This window comes from Alteribacter populi (assembly GCF_002352765.1).
GTDB classification, from domain to species: domain Bacteria; phylum Bacillota; class Bacilli; order Bacillales; family Salisediminibacteriaceae; genus Alteribacter; species Alteribacter populi.
This window is the reverse complement of the sequence record NZ_KZ293963.1, coordinates 284215-306540: the sequence shown is the minus strand read 5'-3', so window position 1 is coordinate 306540 and position 22326 is coordinate 284215. Positions and strand designations below refer to the sequence as shown.

General features: G+C 40.6%; 24 protein-coding genes and 1 riboswitch. Of the genes, 9 read left to right on the top strand and 15 right to left on the bottom strand.

Annotated features, from left to right (window positions below; translation table 11 throughout):
- Nucleotides 1-109: 109 nt before the first annotated feature.
- The 5 genes from xerD to CDZ94_RS01515 form a co-directional block, all read right to left on the bottom strand.
- Nucleotides 110-1000 (bottom strand): site-specific tyrosine recombinase XerD, encoded by an 891-nt coding sequence (xerD, locus tag CDZ94_RS01535; RefSeq protein ID WP_096434777.1) that lies wholly within the window; start codon nt 998-1000, stop codon nt 110-112.
- 15 nt (nt 1001-1015) lie between these two features.
- Nucleotides 1016-1255 carry a YqzK family protein gene (locus tag CDZ94_RS01530; protein WP_342587614.1) on the bottom strand — a complete coding sequence of 80 codons (240 nt, stop codon included), beginning with the start codon at nt 1253-1255 and terminating at the stop codon, nt 1016-1018.
- Between the two features lie 278 nt (nt 1256-1533).
- Complete coding sequence (fur, locus tag CDZ94_RS01525) at nt 1534-1989, bottom strand: ferric iron uptake transcriptional regulator (protein WP_096434776.1); 456 nt, start codon at nt 1987-1989, stop codon at nt 1534-1536.
- Between the two features lie 127 nt (nt 1990-2116).
- Entirely contained in the window at nt 2117-2761 is a 645-nt protein-coding gene (gene spoIIM, locus CDZ94_RS01520; protein ID WP_321196088.1) for a stage II sporulation protein M, read from the bottom strand.
- A gap of 180 nt (nt 2762-2941) precedes the next feature.
- Nucleotides 2942-3481, bottom strand: coding sequence for an NUDIX hydrolase (locus CDZ94_RS01515; RefSeq protein WP_096434775.1), 540 nt, complete (start codon nt 3479-3481; stop codon nt 2942-2944).
- A 112-nt stretch (nt 3482-3593) separates the two neighbouring features.
- Between CDZ94_RS01515 and mciZ the strand changes: the two genes are divergently transcribed.
- A complete protein-coding gene (gene mciZ, locus CDZ94_RS21940; RefSeq protein ID WP_096434774.1) occupies nt 3594-3779 on the top strand; it encodes a Z-ring formation inhibitor MciZ in 186 nt (61 codons plus the stop codon).
- Here mciZ and CDZ94_RS01505 read toward each other — a convergent pair.
- Complete coding sequence (locus CDZ94_RS01505; protein ID WP_157812001.1) at nt 3733-4800, bottom strand: DUF3866 family protein; 1068 nt, start codon at nt 4798-4800, stop codon at nt 3733-3735. The two genes, mciZ and CDZ94_RS01505, sit on opposite strands and share 47 nt — an antisense overlap.
- A 109-nt stretch (nt 4801-4909) precedes the next feature.
- On the opposite strand from CDZ94_RS01505, the gene CDZ94_RS01500 reads away from it, so the two are divergent.
- Entirely contained in the window at nt 4910-5821 is a 912-nt protein-coding gene (locus tag CDZ94_RS01500) for an aldo/keto reductase (protein WP_096434772.1), read from the top strand.
- A 56-nt stretch (nt 5822-5877) separates the two neighbouring features.
- Here the strand turns inward: CDZ94_RS01500 and CDZ94_RS01495 are convergent, their stop codons facing one another.
- Nucleotides 5878-6537: a TlpA disulfide reductase family protein gene (locus CDZ94_RS01495; RefSeq protein ID WP_096434771.1), complete on the bottom strand. Its 660-nt coding sequence runs from the start codon at nt 6535-6537 to the stop codon at nt 5878-5880.
- A 263-nt stretch (nt 6538-6800) separates the two neighbouring features.
- Between CDZ94_RS01495 and uppP the strand changes: the two genes are divergently transcribed.
- The gene (uppP, locus tag CDZ94_RS01490; protein WP_096434770.1) at nt 6801-7634 is read left to right on the top strand and encodes an undecaprenyl-diphosphatase UppP; all 834 of its coding nucleotides are present in this window, start codon (nt 6801-6803) and stop codon (nt 7632-7634) included.
- Here the strand turns inward: uppP and CDZ94_RS01485 are convergent.
- Complete coding sequence (locus CDZ94_RS01485) at nt 7626-7928, bottom strand: hypothetical protein (RefSeq protein ID WP_096434769.1); 303 nt, start codon at nt 7926-7928, stop codon at nt 7626-7628. The genes uppP and CDZ94_RS01485 overlap by 9 nt on opposite strands.
- 379 nt (nt 7929-8307) lie before the next feature.
- On the opposite strand from CDZ94_RS01485, the gene CDZ94_RS01480 reads away from it, so the two are divergent.
- The gene (locus CDZ94_RS01480; RefSeq protein WP_096434768.1) at nt 8308-9363 is read left to right on the top strand and encodes a permease; all 1056 of its coding nucleotides are present in this window, start codon (nt 8308-8310) and stop codon (nt 9361-9363) included.
- Nucleotides 9364-9387: 24 nt separating this feature from the next.
- Nucleotides 9388-10398 (top strand): TIGR03943 family putative permease subunit, encoded by a 1011-nt coding sequence (locus CDZ94_RS01475; protein ID WP_096434767.1) that lies wholly within the window; start codon nt 9388-9390, stop codon nt 10396-10398.
- A 61-nt stretch (nt 10399-10459) separates the two neighbouring features.
- Here CDZ94_RS01475 and CDZ94_RS01470 read toward each other — a convergent pair whose 3' ends face one another.
- Nucleotides 10460-10999, bottom strand: coding sequence for a PTS sugar transporter subunit IIA (locus CDZ94_RS01470; protein ID WP_096434766.1), 540 nt, complete (start codon nt 10997-10999; stop codon nt 10460-10462).
- Nucleotides 11000-11208: 209 nt separating this feature from the next.
- Nucleotides 11209-11310: riboswitch (purine riboswitch) on the top strand.
- Between the two features lie 201 nt (nt 11311-11511).
- Between CDZ94_RS01470 and CDZ94_RS01465 the strand changes: the two genes are divergently transcribed.
- Together CDZ94_RS01465 and CDZ94_RS01460 are read left to right on the top strand one after the other, a co-directional pair.
- Nucleotides 11512-12111: a xanthine phosphoribosyltransferase gene (locus tag CDZ94_RS01465; RefSeq protein ID WP_096434765.1), complete on the top strand. Its 600-nt coding sequence runs from the start codon at nt 11512-11514 to the stop codon at nt 12109-12111.
- 14 nt (nt 12112-12125) lie between these two features.
- On the top strand, nt 12126-13646 hold the full coding sequence (locus tag CDZ94_RS01460) for a uracil permease (protein ID WP_096434764.1): 1521 nt from the start codon (nt 12126-12128) through the stop codon (nt 13644-13646).
- 174 nt (nt 13647-13820) lie between these two features.
- Here the strand turns inward: CDZ94_RS01460 and CDZ94_RS01455 are convergent, their stop codons facing one another.
- The 4 genes from CDZ94_RS01455 to CDZ94_RS21110 form a co-directional block, all read right to left on the bottom strand.
- A complete protein-coding gene (locus CDZ94_RS01455) occupies nt 13821-14684 on the bottom strand; it encodes a Cof-type HAD-IIB family hydrolase (RefSeq protein WP_232735767.1) in 864 nt (287 codons plus the stop codon).
- Nucleotides 14685-14927: 243 nt separating this feature from the next.
- Entirely contained in the window at nt 14928-16775 is a 1848-nt protein-coding gene (gene asnB / locus CDZ94_RS01450) for an asparagine synthase (glutamine-hydrolyzing) (protein ID WP_096434763.1), read from the bottom strand.
- Between the two features lie 304 nt (nt 16776-17079).
- A complete protein-coding gene (locus CDZ94_RS01445; RefSeq protein ID WP_096434762.1) occupies nt 17080-17550 on the bottom strand; it encodes a low molecular weight protein-tyrosine-phosphatase in 471 nt (156 codons plus the stop codon).
- 419 nt (nt 17551-17969) lie between these two features.
- Entirely contained in the window at nt 17970-18242 is a 273-nt protein-coding gene (locus tag CDZ94_RS21110; protein WP_157812002.1) for a hypothetical protein, read from the bottom strand.
- A 259-nt stretch (nt 18243-18501) separates the two neighbouring features.
- Here CDZ94_RS21110 and CDZ94_RS01440 point away from each other — a divergent pair, with 259 nt between their 5' ends.
- The gene (locus tag CDZ94_RS01440; RefSeq protein ID WP_096434761.1) at nt 18502-18831 is read left to right on the top strand and encodes a YolD-like family protein; all 330 of its coding nucleotides are present in this window, start codon (nt 18502-18504) and stop codon (nt 18829-18831) included.
- 133 nt (nt 18832-18964) lie between these two features.
- Here the strand turns inward: CDZ94_RS01440 and CDZ94_RS01435 are convergent, their stop codons facing one another.
- Nucleotides 18965-20227 (bottom strand): Y-family DNA polymerase, encoded by a 1263-nt coding sequence (locus tag CDZ94_RS01435; RefSeq protein WP_096434760.1) that lies wholly within the window; start codon nt 20225-20227, stop codon nt 18965-18967.
- 114 nt (nt 20228-20341) lie between these two features.
- Nucleotides 20342-21133 (bottom strand): SDR family NAD(P)-dependent oxidoreductase, encoded by a 792-nt coding sequence (locus tag CDZ94_RS01430; RefSeq protein WP_096434759.1) that lies wholly within the window; start codon nt 21131-21133, stop codon nt 20342-20344.
- A gap of 351 nt (nt 21134-21484) precedes the next feature.
- On the opposite strand from CDZ94_RS01430, the gene CDZ94_RS01425 reads away from it, so the two are divergent.
- On the top strand, nt 21485-22321 hold the full coding sequence (locus tag CDZ94_RS01425; RefSeq protein ID WP_232735768.1) for an ion transporter: 837 nt from the start codon (nt 21485-21487) through the stop codon (nt 22319-22321).
- Nucleotides 22322-22326 lie beyond the last annotated feature (5 nt).

Genomic DNA, 22326 nt, shown 5'->3' with positions numbered 1-22326 from the left:
CGTCCAATGTTGTCTCAACTTACTATACCCTAGAAAAAACGAATATATCGCGGTAACTTACGTCGTCAGAAGTCAGACATCTCCATTGTCCCTTCCATACCACAGTACACTACGCCCGTGGATGGAAGTTCGCGTAAACATCCTTTAGTCTCGTTTTTGATACCTGAGTGTAAATTTGTGTTGTAGAAATATCGGCGTGACCGAGCATCTCTTGAACCGCTCGTAAATCAGCACCATTCTCTAACAAATGTGTAGCAAATGAATGCCTGAGTGTATGAGGAGTAAGTTCCTTTTCAATCCTTGCGTCTTTTGTCATTTGTTTGAGCACTTTCCAAAAGCCTTGTCTTGACATTTGTCTACCATGATGATTAACGAAGAGCACATCATGTCGCTGTTTTTTTAAAAGCTGTGGTCTGCTATATCGCAAATAAGCTTTTAAAGCTGATGTAGCTTCCCTGCCTAGAGGTATAATCCGTTCTTTATTACCTTTTCCTACACAGTTAACAAACCCCATTTGCAAATGAAGGTCTGCAAGGTTCATCGTACATAATTCGGTTACTCGCAATCCCGTTGCATAGAGCATTTCAAGCATGGCCTTATTCCGAATTCCTAACAGGTTTGATCGATCCGGAGCTTCTAGCAGTGCCTCCACTTCAGCTGGTGATAACACTTTCGGTAAACGCTTCTCCGCTTTAGGTATATCGATATGTACGCTAGGATCTTGCGTTGACCGCCCTTCTCTTATCAAGAACTGATGAAAAGACCTAATAGAAGAGATATTTCTTGATATTGTAGTGGCCGCTCTGTCGCTTTCTTTTAAATGAAATAAAAATGAGACGATATTGGAGCGGTGAACATCATTTAACGAATCAATTTGTTCAACCTGCTTCATATAGTGTAGATACTGCGATAAATCTCGCCGATAGGCTTGTGTCGTGTTTGAAGAAAGCCCTTTTTCCACAACTAAATAATGAAGGTAATCTTCTAGTGCTTTGTCCACCCAAATCCCCCCTCTTTACTCACCATGCAAATAAAAATGCCGCAATCTCTCTACTATTGTAGTAACAGCCCTTTCCTCATGAATCGGTTGAATGACTTTGACTGCTTTTCCCTGTGGTTCATCATAGCGGTGATAGCGCTCGTACTCATCACTCACCCATAGAATACCATAATAGAAAAGAAGCGTGCACCCCATAAATAAGACAAAAACACAAACTGTCTCACATAATGACCGGACATATTTCAATTGGATCACACCCTTAATACATTATCTTTTTGTAAATTTACTAGAAAAGGAGTATTGATAAACATCCTATTAGTGCTTGTACAAAAAGGAGAATAATCACGGAATTTTTGAACATCTTATTAAAGAATATGCCGGAGAAACCTAATTTTATACTAGAAAACCGTAAAAACCCTAAACAGCCGTCCTCTAATTAATAAGGGTACCTCAAAAGGCCGGATTGTTGACCTTTCGAGGTACCCTCGAGCTCATTAATTATTATAAATATTGTCCTATTAATTCGACCTCTTCTAGTCTTCACTTTTTTCTTTATCATTGCAGCGGTGACATATTCCGTGAAACGTTAATCGATGGTCTTTAATCATAAAATTCCAACGACGTTCCACGATCTTTTCCACTTCTCCTAAAAGGTCCTCTTGAATTTCATCAACAGCTCCGCATTCAATACAGACTAAATGATGGTGAAAGTGAGTAGCACCCTCTTTCCGAAGATCATAGCGGGAAACACCGTCACCAAAGTTAATTTTGTCGACAACTTTTAATTCAGTAAGGAGCTCCAGTGTACGGTAAACTGTAGCAAGACCAATTTCAGGGGACTTTTCTTTGACGAGCATATAGACATCTTCAGCACTCAAATGGTCCTCTTCGTGCTCTAATAGAACTCTTACCGTCGCTTCTCGTTGTGGTGTTAATTTATAACTTTGGGAGTGCAATTGTTTTTTTATTCGTTCAATACGTTGCTCCATATTTAACACCCCTCCAAATTGCCGTTTCCTTTTTCTATTATACTCCCGGGCAAAAAAGGGTGTCAAATAAGAATTGTTCCAAAGACAAGAGAATATCTATTATCATTTAATAACAATTTTAATTAACCTATGCTAACCATTGCACGAGTGACCTTAATAAAATAGGAGAAGCGTAGGCCTCATAAACGGAAACCAAGGTTATAAATGCCCCTGTAAATAACAAGAACAATGAATAGGCTGTAAAATGCTGAAAAATCGGTTCATAGCCCTTTCTAACAATCTGTTTACAAATCTTTAAGGAAAACGAAATTGAAACGGTGGCTACAACGATAAAGACAGGCACGAGAACTAAGTTTTGTGGAAAGATTGCAGCAAAAGCAAGCAAGAAGCCATCCAGCCCCATTTGACTTACTAAAAACCCAACTGTAAAGCCGACTACTAAACCTTTTAAAAATAGAAGAATGAGTATAATTGGGAGCCCGACAATAGACAAACCTAAAAGCCACATAAGACCTAAATACTTCCCGTGATGAGCAAAGCTTTGTGTAAACATGGCGGTAGAAGACGCTACTTCTCCCTTTTCCACCTGTCCAAAAAATTGCATTAAGTACGTATAGAGATCGTTTTTCTGCGATATATTTAAACTGTTCACAATGATGGCACCGAAAATGACCCCCATCATGAGTAGCACAATTGAAAAAACGTAGATGGATCGGTTTTCTTCAAAATGCATTACGATCATTCTTTTTAATCCGCCGCTCATTCGTCTCATCCACAGTTCGCCCCTTTAATTGATGTCTCGCCCTTTTATTGCGTCTTTCATACAGGAGATAAAATAGTTGATAAACTTCTTTAAAGACTCTTTAATCTCACTCTATGAAACTACGAGTAGCTCTATGACAAAAACATAGAATTAGGGAGGGGCATTGGTTTGTTCATATATGTAAATAGATTATTTATTGTTCAATAACCAGTGCTGGATAGCACAAATTGTTTTTGCATCATGAATGATATTCGCTTTGATTAAATTCATAGCCTCAGAAAATGAAACTTCCATTAATTCCACGAATTCATCTTCATCCGTTTGCTTCTTTCCATCTTTTAATCCTTTCGCTAAATAAAGATAAATGATTTCATCTGCAAACCCCGGTGAAGTGTAAAATGACATAATCTCTTCTATATGATCCGCACAATAACCTGTTTCTTCTTCCAATTCTCTCAGTGCACAAGCCTTTGGCTCTTCCCCTTTTTCAAGCTTTCCTGCTGGGATTTCAGCAATAACCTTATCAAGTGGCTTTCGGAACTGTTTCACAAGCACAAGTTTCTCGTCATCTGTTACTGCCAGTACAGCAACAGCACCTGGGTGATTGACGACTTCCCGTTTGCTTTTTTTACCATTTGGCAATACTACGTCATGAAGGTTCACATCGATAATTCGACCTTTAAAAATATTTTCTTTTGATAATGTTTTTTCAACTAACTGGTAACCCATTGAAATCACTCCTTCTTTTCTGTTCTGTTTTTCAAGGGGGATTCATAATCTAAAGCATATCAGACTCTATCGTTTATTTCACTTACCTATAAAATAAAAGGAGAGGGCTAGCATGCATGTTTATTTAAAAGAAAACGGGTTTGTTGTTGCAGGAAAGGTTTGGCAAGTGCAAGCTTATTTAAAGCGATTATCTTCACAAAATCAAACAGTTCAGCAATGGGTCGGAAATAATTCTGAATTGATGCCTCCGACTAAATCACGTTCATCATCCAATGTAGTGCCGTTCCCACACCGATAAAAAACAATCGATCCTCATCAAAACCTCTGCCCATTGAACGAATTGCTGGGCTGTCGGAAAAGACTTCTTGAAGCCAAGGTAGGATTTCATCCTCTGAAACTAATGTCAAATGAATGTGCTCGTAACACGAAAAGTCTTCTGTGACATTTTTAATAGAAGAGTCGGACAGCGGTCCTTGCGGCATAGGAAGAATACTATATGCGTACGTTAATTCGGTAAGCGCTGTTTTCGTATGATGGGACAACCCGAAGTGACGTTGGCGTGTATCCCCTCCCGACAAGCGCGGAACCCATACCGGCACACCATTAAACTTACCGATAATATTAGCCCATTCGGCTTGGCTAACTCCGCTAAACCCGTAACGAGTACCTGAGCCAACAACGCCGGGACCTACTGTAACAACAAATAATGCTTCTGGATATTTTTCCTTTGCATATTGCAAGGCCGTGATGAGATTGATTGCTTCTACCTTTCCGCCAAATGCTTGACCGATTGAAATCGAGATAAAATCATCGAATTGATGTAACCTTTGAAGATGCCGACTCACAGGTAAAGCCAAAGCCGCCGAATCATCAATAATGGCTACTAGCTTTCCATTTCTGCGCCGGCTTTTATACAACTCCCAAAGGGCAGGGAGCATACTATGGAGTTCACAAAGAAGTACGGATTTTTCTCGTAAATCGAGTCTCTTTTGTAGGAAGTCTCTTCGGTTTTGTTCTGGAGATTCAATTGTAAGCATGCTGTGTTGTATCGGCAAATAACGTCCTTTTATAATGTGCCCCTGTTTATTACCAGAGCATGACTGATGAGAGGATTCTACATTCACAACAAAATCATACCCTCCCGTACCTAGCTTTAGCTGAGTAGCCGTACAATTAATTTTGACCAAGTCCCCTCTTTTAACAGGTGGGAAAAAGGCTAAAAACAGAATCACTTCCTTCGTTCCATCTGTTTTTAATATTTGGATATCTTCGGTTTCTTCGACGATCTCCTCCACACAGACTGTCTTTAGTAAAATCACTCTCATCCCTCCTTCTTTTCCAACTTATTCTCATCGCCCGACCTTCATACCCACATATTTGAATCTTGGAAAGCCTTCTTGTACGATGAAGTATAAGGAGTGATGATACGTGAAAAAAAACCAGCTTGGTTCTTCTGATCTATATGTAAGTGAAATAGGATACGGTTGTATGTCATTATCGGAACGTCAGGACGAAAATGAATACATATTGCACGAAGCGATTGATAAGGGTATCAACTATTTCGATACCGCCGACCTTTATAATTTTGGTATGAACGAAGTATCAGTCGGAAAAGCGCTCAAACGAAAACGCCAAGACGTTATTATTGCATCGAAAGGCGGGAATGAATGGGGCGAAGGAATTGACGGCTGGCAATGGAACCCGAGTAAGGCTCATATGAAAGAAGCAGTCAAAAAAAGTTTGCAACGACTTGGTACGGATTATCTCGATTTATACCAGCTTCACGGAGGAACAATTGACGACCCGATCGATGAAACAATTGAAGCTTTTGAAGAACTGGTTAAAGAGGGGCTCATCCGCTATTATGGGATATCATCCATTCGCCCCAACGTTATTCAAGAGTATGTCGAACGCTCAAACATTGTTAGCGTAATGATGCAGTACAGTCTACTAGACAGACGTCCCGAAGAGTACCTTCCCCTTCTTGAACGAAACCGAATTTCCGTTATTGCAAGAGGACCTGTTGCCAAAGGCTTGCTAGCAGAAGGCTATACACGAAAAGTGAATGAAAAAGGGTATTTAAATTACAACAAAAAAGAACTTACTAAAACGATCGAGGACATTCACACTGTAGCAACCGAAAAGGAAATGGCATTAAACGAAGTAGCACTGAGGTATGTCTTAACTCAACCCGCTGTTGCTTGTACTGTGCCTGGTGCAAGCAGCATAGAACAACTCGAACAAAACATAAAAGCAATTTTACAACCACCTCTTACAGCAGAAGACATCGAGCAACTGCAAACAATCACAAAAACAACCCAATATAAAAAGCATCGTTAAGAAAAACCTAGCTTGGTGATTTTCCCAAGCTAGGTTTTGTATCCTTTCTATCCTTTCTATTCTCCGGCTTCTTCGTACCGTTTTTTTGCTTCTTCCACGTATTCTTCTAGCATTTCATAATTAATGTAACCTTGCCGCCTCACTACAACTCTGCCATCTGGATCGAGAATAAATGTAGTTGGCATCGCAATCACTTGGTAATTTACTGCGACTTCGCCATCAGGGTCCATCATCGTAGGGAATGGAATATCAAATTCCTCAATAAATCGGCCGATTTCTTCCTCACTCCGCTCTTGTGTGGTCATATTAATCCCTGCCACTTGCACTCCCTCTTCTTGATAATCTTCATGGAATTGAACAAGGTCCGGCATTTCATCTCGGCATGGCGGGCACCAAGTTGCCCACATATTAAGAATGAGAAAGTCACCTTGGAAATCGGATATGCTCATTTCACTTTCATCTTTCCAAACAGGAAGTACGAGATCCTTGAGCATCGTTCCAGGGCGAACTCCTACTTCATCCGTTTCTTCATATTGATGAATGGCATCTAGGTTAGGTTCCTCGCCCTCATTCACTCGTTCAATACCTTCTTTTTCTAAATACGTATCTAAAGGGTCATTAGCAGAGCTATCCGAACGATGGTCTTGCACGACGAATACTGCTACACCCAAGGCTGCAATTAAAATCAATACACTGGAAAGATGCTTGCCTTTCATTTTTTGATCCTCCTTTACTTACTACTATTAGTATAAAGATTTTTCCGGAAAAACAAAATCTGAACGGTGTCTTTCACAAAAAATTCATTATTTCTTGCTCTTCAAGTGATCCTCTACAAGGTAGGGTTTGCGCTTCCGATCCTGTTATACAAATCTTAAATCTTAAACTATTGATCCCTTCCTAGAAAAAGATTTCTTCACAACGTTTAATTTGATAGAATAGTGAACAGTATTTGTAAATTGAGATTGAAAGGAAGAAGAAAATGTCCATAATCGAAGCAATTGTTTTCGGGATTATTCAAGGGCTTACAGAATTTCTACCCGTATCAAGTACCGCTCATATTGTCATTACACAACTTGCTTTTGGGTATGCGTTTCCGGGTCTAGCATTTGAAATTTATTTACATATCGCATCCGTTCTCGCTGTCATCCTTTATTTTTGGAAAGATCTATGGCACATCATTAAAGGTTTTTTTGGTTTTATTACGAACCGAACATCAGAAAATCGCGTTTCATTTTATTTTGGCATTTTTTTAATCGTTGCCACGGTCATAACCGGGGTTCTTGGCATGTTGTTATCTGACTTTATTGCCGATTCAATAAAAACTCCCCCATTCATTGCCGCTGCATTAACGGTTACCGGTCTTGCTTTGATTTTCATTGAACGTTTTCACAAATATGGAAATCGTACGGAAAAAGACATGACGTTTTTAGATTCAATTGTCGTTGGACTCGGGCAAACATTAGCTGTCATCCCTGGAATTTCACGCTCGGGCTCAACTCTTGTCGTCTCTCTATTATTAGGACTTAACCGAGATACCGCAGTCCGTTATTCCTTTTTGTTAGCAATACCCGTTATCCTCGGCTCTAGTGTTTTAGCTCTTGATGAGCTGTCAGGTGATTTAGTAAGTCAAATCGGAGCGCTCCCGCTTATTCTTTCCTTTATTGTCACGTTCTTCTTCTCATGGATTGGGATCGTTTGGCTTATAGAATTTATTAAACGTAGTAAGCTCATTTACTTTGCAATTTATTGTTTCGTTGTGGCGATTCTCGTATTTGCTTTCTTAGACCCAACAACAGTAATGGACTTAGAATAGGGATTGCTGAATAACTCTAGAACTCAAATACAAAGGGTGCCGCTTCCATGGCTTCGCTTTCCGCAGGCACGCTTCAGCCTCCTCATTCGCGAAAGGCGTGCTCACTGCGGAGGCTTCTTCTGCTGCTCCTGCGGTTCCTCGTCGCAAAAAGACCATTGTTGCTTTTCCTGAGGGAGTCTCCGCCATTGCAGCAGCACCCTTGGCTCTCTCAAAATCAAGTGCAAGGCTTTTAGCAAAAGAAGAGTTATTTCCTTGCAGATCCTTTCCATGAGCAAGAGCATATCCTCTTGCCATGTAGGCGTATGCTACTTATTCAGCAGCATCTAGAATAATAAAAAACAAAACGTTTGAAAAGCCTCGAGTGTATTGAGGCTTTTCTTTTTGCTGTTTTGTAACGTTCGTTGCTTTTTGACTCTTTTTTTTTAATTCAAATGATATTACGGACAAATGATTTTGTCCTCCACGATCAACTCTCAAAAAACAAATAGTAACAACCTCTTATAAAAGAGCATTTCTTTTTTTCTTAAGCTATCATTAGTAATATTTCATTTCTGTTAAAATACAAAAGGACGCATTTATCTCTCTTATTAGCTTTGATAGAATATTTTCAGTTAACAAACTTTTTTTCACTATCATTACTAGAGTCAGCTCTAGATAACGGGAGATCACCTATATGAAACCACAACAAGTTCGATCCTGGGGAAAAGATTTAATTGGAATTGGACTACTATTTTTATTTCTTTTCCTCTTCTTATTTAGTGACCGTCTAAGCGACGCCCAGTACATTCAAGATTTACCCGGTGCATGGGTGAATGTAAATACCATCTTTTTAAGTATTGTGATTGAAGCTATTCCCTTTATTCTGCTCGGGGTCTTTGTATCCGCTCTTATTCAGATTTATATTACAGAAGAAACGATTCAACGTTACTTGCCTAAAAATGCCCTAGGAGCTTTATTTCCGGCAGCTATTCTTGGGGCGATATTTCCTCTTTGTGAATGTGCCATTGTTCCCGTCGTAGCAAGACTTGTAAAAAAAGGCATGCCGCTTCATGTAGGCGTCGTCTTTTTAGTTGCTGCCCCAATTTTAAACCCTATTGTTTTTGCATCAACATTCTTTGCCTTTGGTTCTGATTGGACACATCCCGTCCTTGTATCAAGAATGTCCCTTGCTTTTATCCTTTCAATCGTCATAGGCGCTGTATTATACTTTATGTTTAAAAACAGCTATCAGTTACGATCGAAAAAAACTCCGGATGCTCACGTTCACATACATGGTGTTCATTCTGGGAAACCAACCATTGGTGGAAGAATAAAAGAAACTATTTATCATGCTGTAGATGAGTTTTTTCTTATGGGGAAATATTTAATACTCGGTGCCTTCGTTGCTGCGTTATTCCAAACATTTCTAGACAGGAATGTTCTCCAAACGATCGGCCAAAATGATTATTCTTCTTCCCTCGTAATGATGGGATTTGCTTACCTTTTATCGCTATGTTCTGAAGCAGATGCATTTGTAGCCGCTTCCTTTGGTCGGGACTTTACCATCGGTTCATTAATTGCCTTTCTCGTTTACGGACCTATGTTGGATCTTAAAAATACATTCATGCTTTTTGCTTACTTCCGGTCAAAGTTTGTCATTGCTTTTATGGTTATTGTCACCATTGTTGTCTTTATTGCTATTGTCACACTCAATCAATGGGTACTGCCAAATTGGTATCAATGGTTTTAGGATATAAAACAGGAGGGGTTCATATTGAGGCAGTATGATTCATCATTTCATGCATATATACAAAGTATTATTTTAATAGGTTTTGCTTTACTCATTTTATGGCTTATATTAAGCGGGAACATCATTTATTACATCGCACCAAAGATGATGCCGTTTGTTTACTTTGCTCTGGCTACTTTTTTTATTCTAGGTATTGTGCAAATTTTTAGAAGTACGAAAAATGACGATCATGAACATGGAGAAGCATGTGGCTGCGGACATGATCATAAAATACCAGGACCACCATTGGTAAAACTAGCTATTTATAGCGTGTTTTCCCTTCCCATTTTACTTGGTTTCATTTTACCCGATCGCGCCTTAGACGGGGAGATGGCAGCTAACCGGGGAATCATGTACGGCGGAGGTCAGGCTCAGGCCGTATCTACTCCAGAAAACTCTGAGACTGCAGATGAGGTTGATGATTCAGCTGAAATTAATGAAAATGAAGGATCCTTGGCTGATGCTTATCTCGAAGACCCCGAAGGTTATATGGAAAATTTAGAAAAAGAAATTTCTGGGCAGCAAAAAGGTGAACCAGAAGATGTAGATGAACATTACACCGTTGAAGACATTTACGATCAAGATGCTTTTGATCAATATTTTGTTGAACTAGCGAAAAAATTAGAACACGAGGATGTCATTACAGTTACTGAGGAAAATTATCTCGACATTATGACGGTTATGGATATTCATTTAGATACATTTGTTGGTAAAGAAATTGAAATCATCGGATTTGCTTACCGGGAACCGGATTTCGATGACCATCAGCTTGTGGCTGCACGTTTTTCAATGACTTGCTGTGCAGCAGACGCTGGCGTATATGGCACGTTAATCGATTCTAATGAGGCAGCGCAAATTGAAGATGATAGTTGGTTTCACGCATACGGAACGATTGATGCTGATAAATATAACGGCCAGCGTCTCCCTGTGATACATAATGCCGAACTTACAGAAGTAGAGGAACCTGATTCACCTTACGTATACCCTAGCTTCTAATAGCAGAGTTTTCAAAGAGCCAAGTAATAAAAAAAGCACCCAGCATCAGGGTGCTTTTTTGCTACTTTGTCGTAATCGTTATAATGGTCGTATCACCTTTTGTGACATCTTTGTTCTCTTCTTTTTGCAGCTCATTGACTACATCACCGTTTGTAATAATAACCGGTGTGATCGTGCTTTCTGCTTTTTCATTGATTAAATCCATGTCAAAAGTAATCAACTTGTCTCCAGCCGCAACTTTGTCACCTTCTTTTACAAACGCTTCGAAGCCTTCCCCTTGCATATTAACCGTTTCTATCCCGATATGAATTAATATTTCTACTCCGTTAACTGTTTTCAGTCCAACAGCATGTTTTGTAGGGAACAATTGAACAACTTCACCGTGAACAGGAGCGACGACCGTTCCTTCATCTGGTTGAATCGCTAAGCCATCCCCCATCATTTTTTCAGCAAATGTCGGATCAGGTACTTCTGACAAAGGAACAGCTTTACCAGTAATAGGTGAAACCAATACGTCCTTCCCGTCTGCTTCTGGCATTTGTACCTCTGGCTTTTCTTGCTTTTGTTCCTTCTTATCTAATCCAAATAATTTCTTTAACATTTTCAATCACCTTTCTCTACTTTTAGCATTTGTATGTACATGCTCCACTGCAATGATATAGTTTAACCGAATCCTCCCGCATTGTAAATTTTTTTGCTTTGTTCGTTCCACCAATAGTGAGCTAAATCCCGAACAATAATACATATATTCAATGTCTAGTTCGGAAAAAAGGTTTGTTTCTTCAAAAATCTGTGATATAATCAGGACATTCTTTCAAAAAATAAATAACTCGTATAATCGTGAGAATATGGCTCACAAGTTTCTACCGAACGACCGTAAATTGTTTGACTACGAGTGACGGCCTTCTATACTGATTAGACTACCTTACTATACCCTTTTTTCACGGGGGGTATGTGTCTAATTTTTGTATTCATTAACCGGTGATTTAAGCCTCGGTGCGCCTTCACTTGCAGTCAGCAAGTAACAGCCGCATCGAGGCTTTTTCGTTTGCTTTCCGTAAAGTTTGAGTTGAAAGCTGTCACGCAAGTAACCATTACAGGAGGGAACACAACATGAGAGAATTACAAGATATGATTACTAAAAGAGGAGTTGTCTTATCTGACGGCGTACTAAAAGTCGATGCTTTTCTGAATCACGGGATTGACCCATCATTGATGGTAGCCATTGGAGAGGATTTTAAAGCCCGCTTTCAAAATGAAGGTATTACAAAAATTTTAACAATCGAGTCTTCTGGCATCGCACCTTCATTAACTACCGCTCTTGCCTTAGACTGTGAACTTGTTTTCGCACGTAAAAAAAAGTCACTTACTATGCTTGATCAGCTCTACACTACTGACATTTATTCATTTACGAAACAAAAACATCAACAGATTTCTGTGTCCAAAGAGCGACTAAGTCCATATGATCGGGTTCTTATTATCGATGACTTTCTAGCAAACGGGCAAGCTGCCTTAGGCTTAGCTTCCATTGTAGAACAAGCAGGTGCTCACGTAGCCGGTATCGGAATCGTTATTGAAAAATCGTTTCAACCTGGTCGTTCATTACTAACGGATGCGGGTTACCGTGTCGACTCATTAGCTCGAATTGCTTCTTTAAAAAAAGAAGGCATTGAATTCATCGAAGAAACAAAACCACTAAAAGTCCATTCATAAGGGGGATGCACACCATGAGTCAGACGACCGTTCGTTATCCTTGGTTTAAGAAGGAAGATACTGATGCTTTCTTTGCTCTTTTTCAAAATAACCTTGCCAATTTCGTCATCATTGCCGTAACCTTGCTCGGAATGGGTTTTCCAAGCAGTATCGTTTTTGGCAAAGTCATCCCCGGAGCTGCTGTGGCAGTCATTTTCGGTAATCTCTACTATGCATATATGGCCAATCGCCTAGCGCAAAAAGAACAGCGTACAAATGTAACTGCCCTTTCCTACGGGATTAGTACACCTGTAATGTTTGTATTCTTATTTGGTGTCCTTTTACCGGCTAATACCTTAACAGGAGACCCGGAGCTCGCTTGGAAAATCGCGCTGGCCGCTTGTTTTATTAGTGGTTTGGTCGAGATTTTAGCAAGCTTTACTGGCAAATGGATTCAACGTAACCTTCCCCGAGCTGCCATGCTCGGTGCACTAGCTGGTGTCGCTCTTACCTTCATCGCCGGCGAAATGTTGTTTAAGACATTAGAAATGCCTGTTGTTGGTTTATTTGTTTTAGCCGTTATTCTTTTAGGTATTGTCGGCAAAGTAAGTCTTCCCTTCAAGATCCCTGCCTCTTTATTTGCAATCATCATCGGGACAGGCTTGGCATTTACTCTTGGTTATGCTGAATGGGGAACAGTTCATGACGGTTTGGCGAACTTGGGCTTTTACCCGATCCTTCCTTCTCTCGCTGTATTTGAAGGGTTCGGATTTTTGTTCGGGAGCATGATTGCCTTATTAGCGGTCTTATTACCAATTACGATTTATAATGCGATTGAAACGATGAACAACGTTGAAGCGATGGCGGCTGAAGGGGATTCATATGACGTTCGTGAATGTCAAGCGGTAGATGGCGTTGGAACGATGCTCGGCTCCTTATTTGGCGGCATGTTCCCTACCACTGTTTACATTGCCACTGTCGGTTCAAAATGGATGGGCGCCGGTCGTGGATACAGCATCCTCAATGCTGCTGTTTTTCTTATTGCAGCCTCTTTTGGAATAATTGCCGCACTGTCAGCAATTATTCCGATAGCTGTAGTAGCACCAATCCTTGTCTTTGTTGGTATTTCCATGGTGTCTTCTGCTTTTGGCTCAAATGAACAAAAATACTACCCTGCTGTTGCGATCGCCATGCTTCCTTACTTTGCAAATTATTTGATGACAAACTTCAACAATGATGAAGCTGGGTCAGTCTTACAAGAACTTTCTACAGGCATTGTTCCTTTAGGTGAAGGGGCAATGTTTACCGGCATCCTACTCGGTGCAATAACCGTTTTTATCATTGATCATAATTTTAAAAAAGCAGCAATGTTCTCCTTCGTCGCTTCTTTGTTTAGCTTTTTGGGGCTCATGCACGCACCTTCCATTGGTATTGCACAAGCTCCAGACTTTGCTATAGGTTACTTCCTTGTTGGAGCATTTATAGGTGTCTATTATTTAAAAGACGTTCGTGTGTCTCAAAAACAAAGAGCCGCCTCTAAAATAGAAGCGGCTTAAGAACAAAAACGCAAGGCGCCCGCTTTCCGCGGGCAACGCTTCAGCTTCCGCCGCATGTATTATTAAAGTCTCAAGGAGCTTTTCCCTTGAGACGAGCGGCGAGAAGGCAACTGTCTTCTTATACTTTTAAGAAAACCTAGCTTAAATAACCGAACCAGCTGGGTTTTCTTAATTTTATTGATCAATCAAGTCATAGATAGCTTTTGCGACACCATCTTCCACGTTCGAAGCGGTTACACGATCACTGATTTTTTTCACTTCGTCTTCTCCGTTTTTCATCGCTACACTGACCCCCGCAATGGAAAGCATCGATACATCATTTAAATTATCACCCAATGCCATTGTTTCGCGAATGGAAACGTCCAAATCTTTCGCTAGCTTCTCTAATGCCTTCCCTTTTGTTGCTTGCAGGTGAGTAATCTCCAGGTTTTCAGATGCTGAAGCACTAACTGATACTTCTGAGAGGTCTAGTAATCGCTGTTTCGCCCGTTCCCGACTACCATCATCTTCTGAGAAAGCCAAGAGTTTATAAATCTTCACATCGTTTGTTAAGACAGACTGATAATCGTCGGTTACGCTAACCGCGCCCTCCTTAAAACGTGCTTCAGCTACTTTCATGACTTCATCATATGTAGCAAACTCTCCTGTACTCATCATAATGTTGACGACAATATCAATCCCTTTTTGCTGATTTTCAGTAAAAGAACCCTTTGTTGTATACATTTCGTAATAGACATTTTCTTCTCTTAGAATAGCTGACATTTGATTGTACAATGTTTTATCTAGTGGAGCTTGTGATAAAATTTGTCCGTCGCGACTTCGCATTTCAGCTCCATTTACACAAATAAGTGGGAGCCTGAGACCCGCTTCTTTCAAAGGAGCGATCGCTTCAGTATAATCTCTTCCTGTCGCTACAGCTACAGTTATTCCTTTCGATTCGGCGTACCGTATCGCTTCAGCATTAGCTTTTGATATTTTTCGTTCACTGTTTAATAATGTTCCATCCATGTCTGTGGCGATGAGTCGAATGTTCGTCATTGTTTTCTCCTTCATGTTCGTTTTCTTACTCATTGATCGTATCGAAATCCTGCCTATACATCAAGAGATCTCGCGTCTAATTTACCATAAGTTTTTAAGTAAGATTCAGCTTTTGCTTTCCTAGTTAGAATGAGCAAATGTATGATTATTAATTACCGGAGCTTACTTTATAAAGGCTATATGTTTTTTGAGCGTTCGATAACACCATTATAAATAAAGAAAAACGCCTGCACAATGCAAGCGTTAAGTAAGTTTTACCGAGGATCCAGTGAGCCAAATATGAAACTGCCAAAGGTGAGCGAGGAGTTGAGGACCTGTCATCAATTGACCAAAGTACGGCGTTTTAAAAGAAGACCCTTCCGTATTGACAAGCTCACGGATTTTTACTCGATCAAACAAATCGAAGAGCGGAGAATCTCCTTTATGAACGACTTCGTGTAATGCCTCAATTACTTTTTGGGTGTAAACAGGGTGGTGAGTTTTCGGATAAGGGCTTTTTTTCCGGTATAACACTTCATGAGGGAGAATCCCTTCTAGCGCTTTACGCAATATCCCTTTCTCTCTTCCACCGTACATCTTCATCTCCCAAGGAACATTCCAAACATATTCCACTAATCGATGATCCGCGAAGGGAACCCGAACTTCAAGACTAGCAGCCATACTCATCCGGTCTTTCCTGTCTAAGAGCGTTGTCATAAACCATGTTATATTCACATAGAACAGGGCCCGACGTTTAGCTTCAAGTTCCGATTCGCCATCAAGAAGGGGCGTTTCCTGAACCGTTGACTGATACCGTTCTTTCACATACTCTTTAAGAGCGAGCTTTTTTTGCAATTCTGGTCGTAATAACGATTGTCTTTCATCCACAGCTCTCATCCACGGAAAAATATCTCCCTGAATGGCATCCTCATCATGAAACCACGGGTATCCCCCAAAAATTTCATCGGCGCACTCTCCAGAAAGCCCAACGGTCACGTTTTCCTTAACCTTTTCACTAAACCAAAGAAGTGACGAATCGATATCGGCCATTCCAGGAAAGTCCCGTGCAGCCGTAGCAGCTTCTAGATAGTCAAACAACATTTGATTATCTATGACGCACCCCCTATGGCTGGAACCAACGTATTCAGACATCTTCTTAACCCAGGGTGCATCGGGATTTGGCTGGAATTTGCTCGCTTTAAAATATTTATCGTTTTCTTCATAGTCAATCGAATACGTATTTAACATGCCACGCCCCTGTTCCTTAAAGTAATTGGCAGCTAAAGCAGTAAGGGCACTGGAATCGACTCCTCCAGATAAAAATGTACAAACTGGCACATCAGCCACAAGCTGACGTTCAACGGTATCTTTTAACAGCCAACGAATGTGATCAGCCGTTTCCTCAGCATTTTCATTATGGTGTTCACTCTTCACTTGCCAATACCTATCGACCTTTCTTCCTTGGCTTGTAAGAATTAAAAAATGTCCGGGACGAAGCTCTTTCATTCCGCTATATACGCCATGCCCAGGCGTACGGGAAGGGCATAAAGCTAACAACTCCTGAAGGCCGTCTTCATCAAGTTGCGGTTCAATTTCTGGGTGAGTGTTGATCGCCTTTGGTTCTGAAGCAAACAGCAGCCCCTTTCCATGCTCTTGATAAAATAATGGTTTAACACCTAATCGATCTCTTGCTAAAAACAGCTTTTCTTGCTTTTCATCCCATATCGCAAACGCAAAAATGCCGTTAAATTTTTCAACACACCCTGCTCCCCACTCAATATACGAAGTAAGAACGACTTCTGTATCAGAATAGGATTTAAATGTGTATCCAAGTGCATGTAATTCTCTACGTATGTCTTCTGTATTATAAAGTTCTCCATTGTAGCAAATGGTATAGGTGTTTCCTCTAGTTGTTGTTCGACTCATCGGCTGTAAACCGCCTGCCGGATCGACAACAGTCAGTCTGGTGTGCCCGAAGCCCATGTTCCCATCCACCCATACTTCAGAAGCATCTGGACCACGTTTGGAAAGCGTTCGAGCCATCGATTTTAAGGTCGCTGTTTCCTTATTAAGTGGACGACTAAAATCCACCCATCCTGTAATTCCACACATCCTGTATCCCTCTCTTTCTCAAATTTAAAGTCGTCTAACACATCGTATTCACGTAAAGGAAAGAGGGTGCCCAATCTCTCGTGCGCCTTTAAGCATAAAAATATCCCTTGCCAAGAATGCAAAGGATACATTAGATAGAGAACGAAAATTATTTATGATTGTCCTCCGCCGCAGCTTACTTACTTTTCTACTCCCGCGAGTTTTATTTCTTCGTTCACATCACATATTTTCCTAAGATATTTACCATAACTGCAACCAAGAAATATGTTCAGCTTATTCCTTTCTATCCATTCACCGAGCTCCCTTATAATCCTTCCTTTTCTCGAATGTGCATGAGGAGGTGTTCACATCCTTCATTTACTAGCTCGTAGACGTAATCAAAATTCCCGGTAAAATATGGATCGGGAACATCGTCCTCTTTTCCATCCTCTATAAAATCTAACAGCCTGGCAATTTCTCCTGAAGGTCTTAGTCCTTTCATCCGGCTCAAGTTCCCTATGTTTTCAGCATCCATACCAATAATGTAGTGATACTCTTCCATGTCTTGCTTCTGTACTTGACGTGCGGTGATTCCTTCATGATCGATTCGATGCTTTTTTAATATAGCTAACGTGCCTTCATGAGGTGAATTCCCTATATGCCAATCACCTGTACCTGCAGAATCAACGGCAATGGTATTTTCTAAACTAGCTCCTTTCACTTTTTCTTTAAAAATGGCTTCAGCCATCGGTGACCGGCAAATATTTCCGAGACAAACAAATAAAACGTTGATCACTTGTACTCGCTCCCTTATTTTTAAAGTACATGCTCAAAAAGTAGGGTATTATGCAGAGATTTAACAGCTATTTTCCCCAGACTTTTTGAACATTCTCTATATGTTCCTTTCATTATAGCTAAGGTGACTTCAAAATTAAAATATCTGTTTGTTTTTCTTTTGAGCTCCTGGTGGCGCCTGAAGCTAGTCACAAAAACATAGATTTTTTATACCTTCTTAATTCTTAAGAAAAACCGCATACGGTCTTTTATTAAAGCTGTTTTCGTATAGTTTGTTGCTTGTTACGGACAAATAAATTTGTCCTCCACTATCATTTGACTTGAAAAAGCTCAAAAACAAATAGCAACAATCTTTTAGAAAAGAGCCTTTATTAAAAACAGTCTCCAGCATCAATAGCTGGAGACTGTTCGTTCTATCAATTAGCTAACATCTGTATGTTCAAGGAGGTGAGTGTGCTTGTGGCGAATCGTTTTGAGCACTGCTTCTATAGTTGGATAACCTCCATTGTCATCATTAATCCCATACGTACCAATGTTACAAAGAGATCCTCCATTTACCTCCAATAAGATTTTAATACGCTCTTCAGGTTCACACTCTTTTTGTTTAATGAAATAACCTGTACCCACGCACTTACTATTATCAAATGTTCGTAAATGACATAGATGCCTTCTTTCGTTTCCTCTTTCATCCATTCCGTTGATTCTACTAAATCACGTACAATCATCGTGACGGTCTCTTCTTTCTACTTACAATTTAACGTTCCGGCGGGATAGAAAAACTCCACACAGATTCCCTACTATACACCTTTCCAACTGATTTACCTCCCTTTTTTTAAAGGAAAATTCTTTGTAAGCGGAACCATTTCTCACTCCAAAAATAACCACTTGTTTTCTTTGCCACAACTGCCTATAATAAGAACAAATGTTCCTGTTATAATAAGGAGGGGTTGAAGTGTTGCGCGATCGCGGTGTAATAAAATGGACATCAATGATGCTTCCAGAACACGTAAGAGAGCTAAAGCAGCTAAAACAAGGTTATGCAAAAATGAAAAAGCCGGAGTTCGATCCTCAAATGATCGAAGAATGGGGGAGGATACTAAAAGAATCTGCTTATAAACAAACTCCTGTATCCGTATCTTTTATTGAAGAAGGTGTGATTCAATCGGCGACTGGTTTTTTTGTTCGCTTTGACTCTTTAGAACACCTAATCACGCTTCGAACCGATTCAGGAGAGAGAATTCACCTTTCGTTTGACACAATTACCGATCTCACACCCGAATAAGAGCCGCAGGCATCTATAAGGTTCCTTACCTTCTTTTGGTAGGGGACCTTATTGTTAGCTGTTATCGTAAACTTTACTGCTTGCCCTGTCACGCTGTGCGTGACAGTTTGAGCTTTATTGTAAGAGATTTTACTTATGCTTTATGACCACCGACGAGGGTATTCCGGTGTTTCGCCGTCCCACCCTCTGTATAAGAAACCGCTCGGAGAACAGCATTAGCTCCGTACTTGTGACGAATTTCATCCATCGCGTAACCGAGAGCTCGTTTTCTTGGCCGGTCGTTTTCAAATAAATTAAGTTGAATCGAATCGTCTGGGTATACGTTTGAAATCGAGACGGATAACTTACGAACAGTACTACCGTCATAAAATTTACTCAACAGCTTCAAACATGCCCCGTACACTTCCATCGTAATGTTCGTCGGCTCAGGAACCGTGAGCTGCCGGTGAAAACCTCCGCCTGCCTCATTTTTACTATAGCCCACGCCAAGAGTAATCGTCTGACCAACGCGCTGCTCCCGTCTTGCCCTGGCCGCTACTTCTTCACACATCTCCAGAAGCACTCGTTTGATTTCTACAGGATCATTGTAATCGCGAAGCAAGACCTGTCCTTTTGCATAGCTTATTTGTCCGCTCAAAATCGGAGCACCCAGTTCTGAGATATCGATACCGTTTGCGTGATAATAAAGCTGGTTCCCCATGACACCGAACGTTTTCTCCAGTTTATCGAGAGAATAATTGGCCAGCTGTCCTATAGTAAAGATCCCCATACGATGAAGTCTTTTTTCCAGTTGCCCCCCGATTCCCCACATTTTTTGCAAAGGGGTAACAGGCCACAGCTTCTTTGTTACATCATCATATGTCCACTTCGCTACTCCTCTTTTTTTCGCTTCCAAATCTAAACAAAGCTTAGAAAGCAACATGTTATCTCCAATACCAATGGCACACGTCAAGCCAAAACGACAGTACAGATCATTGCGAATACGCTCGGCCAGCTCCCACTCCGTTCCCCACAGCTTCCTTGTGCCTCCGATATCTAGAAAGCTTTCGTCGACACTATAAGTATGAATTGCCTCCAATGGAACATATTGGTGGAATAAATCGGTCACTTGAACAGAGATATGCAAATATGTAGCCATCGACGCGTTAACGACTCGAATCCGGGAGTCTTCTGGAATTTCAAATAAACGATTCCCCGTTTTAATACCAAAGTCTCTTTTTAGAGGGGGGGTAGCAGCTAATACAACACTTCCACTTCTTGTTGTGTCTCCTACAACAGCCAAGTGGGCCGCAAGCGGATCAAGACCGAGAGCCACCGCTGCACAGCTGGCATAAAAGCTTTTCATATCAATACAAAAAATCGTCCGTTTCGGATAAGAACCATAGTCTACGTTCATTTCCCACACCCCATAAGAACATTCATTCGTTACATTTTATGTTTATTATAGGGGAATATACGTTCTGTTTTCAACTGTAAATTATTCCCGGGTTCAATACCATCCTTTTAGATACTATTTTTTTCGAAATTGATTTCCTGCAATTTTTTCTATTATTCCAGGGAAGAGTTGATATATAGTCGTTCCTAAGTTCATCCAGCCAGGAAGATTCAGCTCTCGTTTAGGCCGATCGATGAGATTGATCGTTTTTCTTGCTACGATACTTGCATCCATCATATACTTGTTCACGTTTTTTTGATATTCTCCCGTTTGATCTGCACGCTCAAAAAAGTTAGTTTTAATCGGGCCCGGGTTAACTGTACTCACACGAATGTTTGTTTCAGCAAGTTCCATACGCAAGCTGTTAGCAAAAGCAAGGACAGCATGCTTTGTCGCTGAATAACCACTTGATTTCGGTGTCGCCAGCTTTCCTGCTTGAGATGCTACATGGATAATGTGCCCTTCACCCTCACGCCGCATTGCAGGTAAAACAGCCTGTGTGCAAGCCACCAAGCCAAAGACGTTTACATCAAACATTTCTTTAAGTTCACTCATATCGGCTTCTTCAAACTCATCAAACACACCAAACCCCGCGTTGTTAATGAGCACGTCCACGTGACCAATTGAGGCTAAAATGCTTCGAAACACCTGTTTTACTGCACTTGTATCACCCACATCTAGCTCATATACATATGGAGCAATGCCTGATTCTTCTTTTATTTCAGAAGCCAACCGAAGCAACTTGCCATAAGACCGGGCCACCATAACAGGAGTCCCTCCCATTTTCGCCACTTCTTTGACCATCTCCAGCCCGACCCCTCCAGATGCTCCGGTTATGACTACCACTCGTTCATTCCACGGTTTCATATTTTTTCCTCACTTTCTATAAAAAAGCGCAAGCGCCCAGGTAACCGACGACATGCAAATGTTCTGTCCGATAAAAGTGCTTTTTACTTATAATCTAACAGGTTATTTGACACGAGACGATGGTGCCTGGAGCTAGACATCATCCCGTAGATTTTTATTATTTCTTAACTTCTCAAAAAACCTTACCCCACACATTATAGCTTTTTGATGCTCTGCCGTCTAAAGCCTCTTCACCCCTACACAGTATAAAATAAATAACCACTCTGAAGAACAACGGTTTCATCTTTTATATTATTTTAGTAGAATGATAGAGGATTATCTATTGTTTAGTAGATTAGAGGAGCGAAAACTATGTCAAAATCATCAGATTCACCAATGCCTGGGTGGAAAAAGCAACTTGATACGTTAGTAGAGCATCGTTACTTCACCACCGCTGTCATTATTCTTATTCTTATAAACGCCGTTGTTGTTGGTTTAGAAACTTACCCTCACCTGTACTCCGAGTATAAGTCGACTTTTTTTGCGATTGATCGGATTCTTTTATGGATATTTACTGTAGAAATTGTCTTTCGGTTGTTCGCAGCTCGAACGTTGGGAAGTTTCTTTAAAAATAGCTGGAATTGGTTTGATTTTGTCATTGTTTTAAGTGGTCACTTACTTGCTGGTGCCCATTTTGTCACTGTCCTGCGTATTCTCCGTGTCTTAAGGGTTTTCCGGGCTATTTCTGTCATCCCATCCCTCAGGAGACTCGTTGACGCCTTATTGTTAACCATACCAGCACTTGGAAACATTCTTTTATTAATGAGTATCATTTTTTACATTTTTGCCGTGACGGGAACGATGTTATTCCAGGAAGTAGCTCCGGAATACTTCGGTTCTTTACAACTATCCTTATTAACACTCTTCCAGGTCGTCACCCTCGAGTCTTGGGCCAGTCAGGTGATGCGGCCGATTTTTGAACAGTTGCCATGGTCATGGGTCTATTTTGTTTCCTTTGTTCTTGTCGGAACGTTCGTCGTATTTAACCTCTTCATAGGCGTTATCGTAAACAACGTCGAAAAGGCTGAAAACGGAGAAGAAGAGATTGATGAAACGAAGGAAGAAGTCAAGGAACTCAGAAAAGAAGTTCATGAATTAAAAGGACTGTTAAAAGAACACCTCGACCGTTCTAAAAATAAACAAATGTAACAGAA

Coding starts and splice junctions, on each gene's coding strand:
- CDZ94_RS01425 (WP_232735768.1), top strand. CDS start 21,485: ATGTCAAAATCATCAGATTCACCAATGCCTGGGTGGAAAAAGCAACTT.
- asnB (WP_096434763.1), bottom strand. CDS start 16,775: ATGTGTGGAATTACAGGATGGGTGGATTTTAGTCGTCCACTTAATAAG.
- CDZ94_RS01495 (WP_096434771.1), bottom strand. CDS start 6,537: ATGAAAGGCAAGCATCTTTCCAGTGTATTGATTTTAATTGCAGCCTTG.
- CDZ94_RS01465 (WP_096434765.1), top strand. CDS start 11,512: ATGAGAGAATTACAAGATATGATTACTAAAAGAGGAGTTGTCTTATCT.
- mciZ (WP_096434774.1), top strand. CDS start 3,594: ATGCATGTTTATTTAAAAGAAAACGGGTTTGTTGTTGCAGGAAAGGTT.
- CDZ94_RS01485 (WP_096434769.1), bottom strand. CDS start 7,928: ATGGCAAGAGGATATGCTCTTGCTCATGGAAAGGATCTGCAAGGAAAT.
- CDZ94_RS01435 (WP_096434760.1), bottom strand. CDS start 20,227: ATGAACGTAGACTATGGTTCTTATCCGAAACGGACGATTTTTTGTATT.
- CDZ94_RS01470 (WP_096434766.1), bottom strand. CDS start 10,999: ATGTTAAAGAAATTATTTGGATTAGATAAGAAGGAACAAAAGCAAGAA.
- CDZ94_RS21110 (WP_157812002.1), bottom strand. CDS start 18,242: ATGGATGAAAGAGGAAACGAAAGAAGGCATCTATGTCATTTACGAACA.
- CDZ94_RS01480 (WP_096434768.1), top strand. CDS start 8,308: ATGAAACCACAACAAGTTCGATCCTGGGGAAAAGATTTAATTGGAATT.
- CDZ94_RS01455 (WP_232735767.1), bottom strand. CDS start 14,684: ATGACGAACATTCGACTCATCGCCACAGACATGGATGGAACATTATTA.
- fur (WP_096434776.1), bottom strand. CDS start 1,989: ATGGAGCAACGTATTGAACGAATAAAAAAACAATTGCACTCCCAAAGT.
- spoIIM (WP_321196088.1), bottom strand. CDS start 2,761: ATGAGACGAATGAGCGGCGGATTAAAAAGAATGATCGTAATGCATTTT.
- CDZ94_RS01460 (WP_096434764.1), top strand. CDS start 12,126: ATGAGTCAGACGACCGTTCGTTATCCTTGGTTTAAGAAGGAAGATACT.
- CDZ94_RS01515 (WP_096434775.1), bottom strand. CDS start 3,481: ATGGGTTACCAGTTAGTTGAAAAAACATTATCAAAAGAAAATATTTTT.
- CDZ94_RS01430 (WP_096434759.1), bottom strand. CDS start 21,133: ATGAAACCGTGGAATGAACGAGTGGTAGTCATAACCGGAGCATCTGGA.
- uppP (WP_096434770.1), top strand. CDS start 6,801: ATGTCCATAATCGAAGCAATTGTTTTCGGGATTATTCAAGGGCTTACA.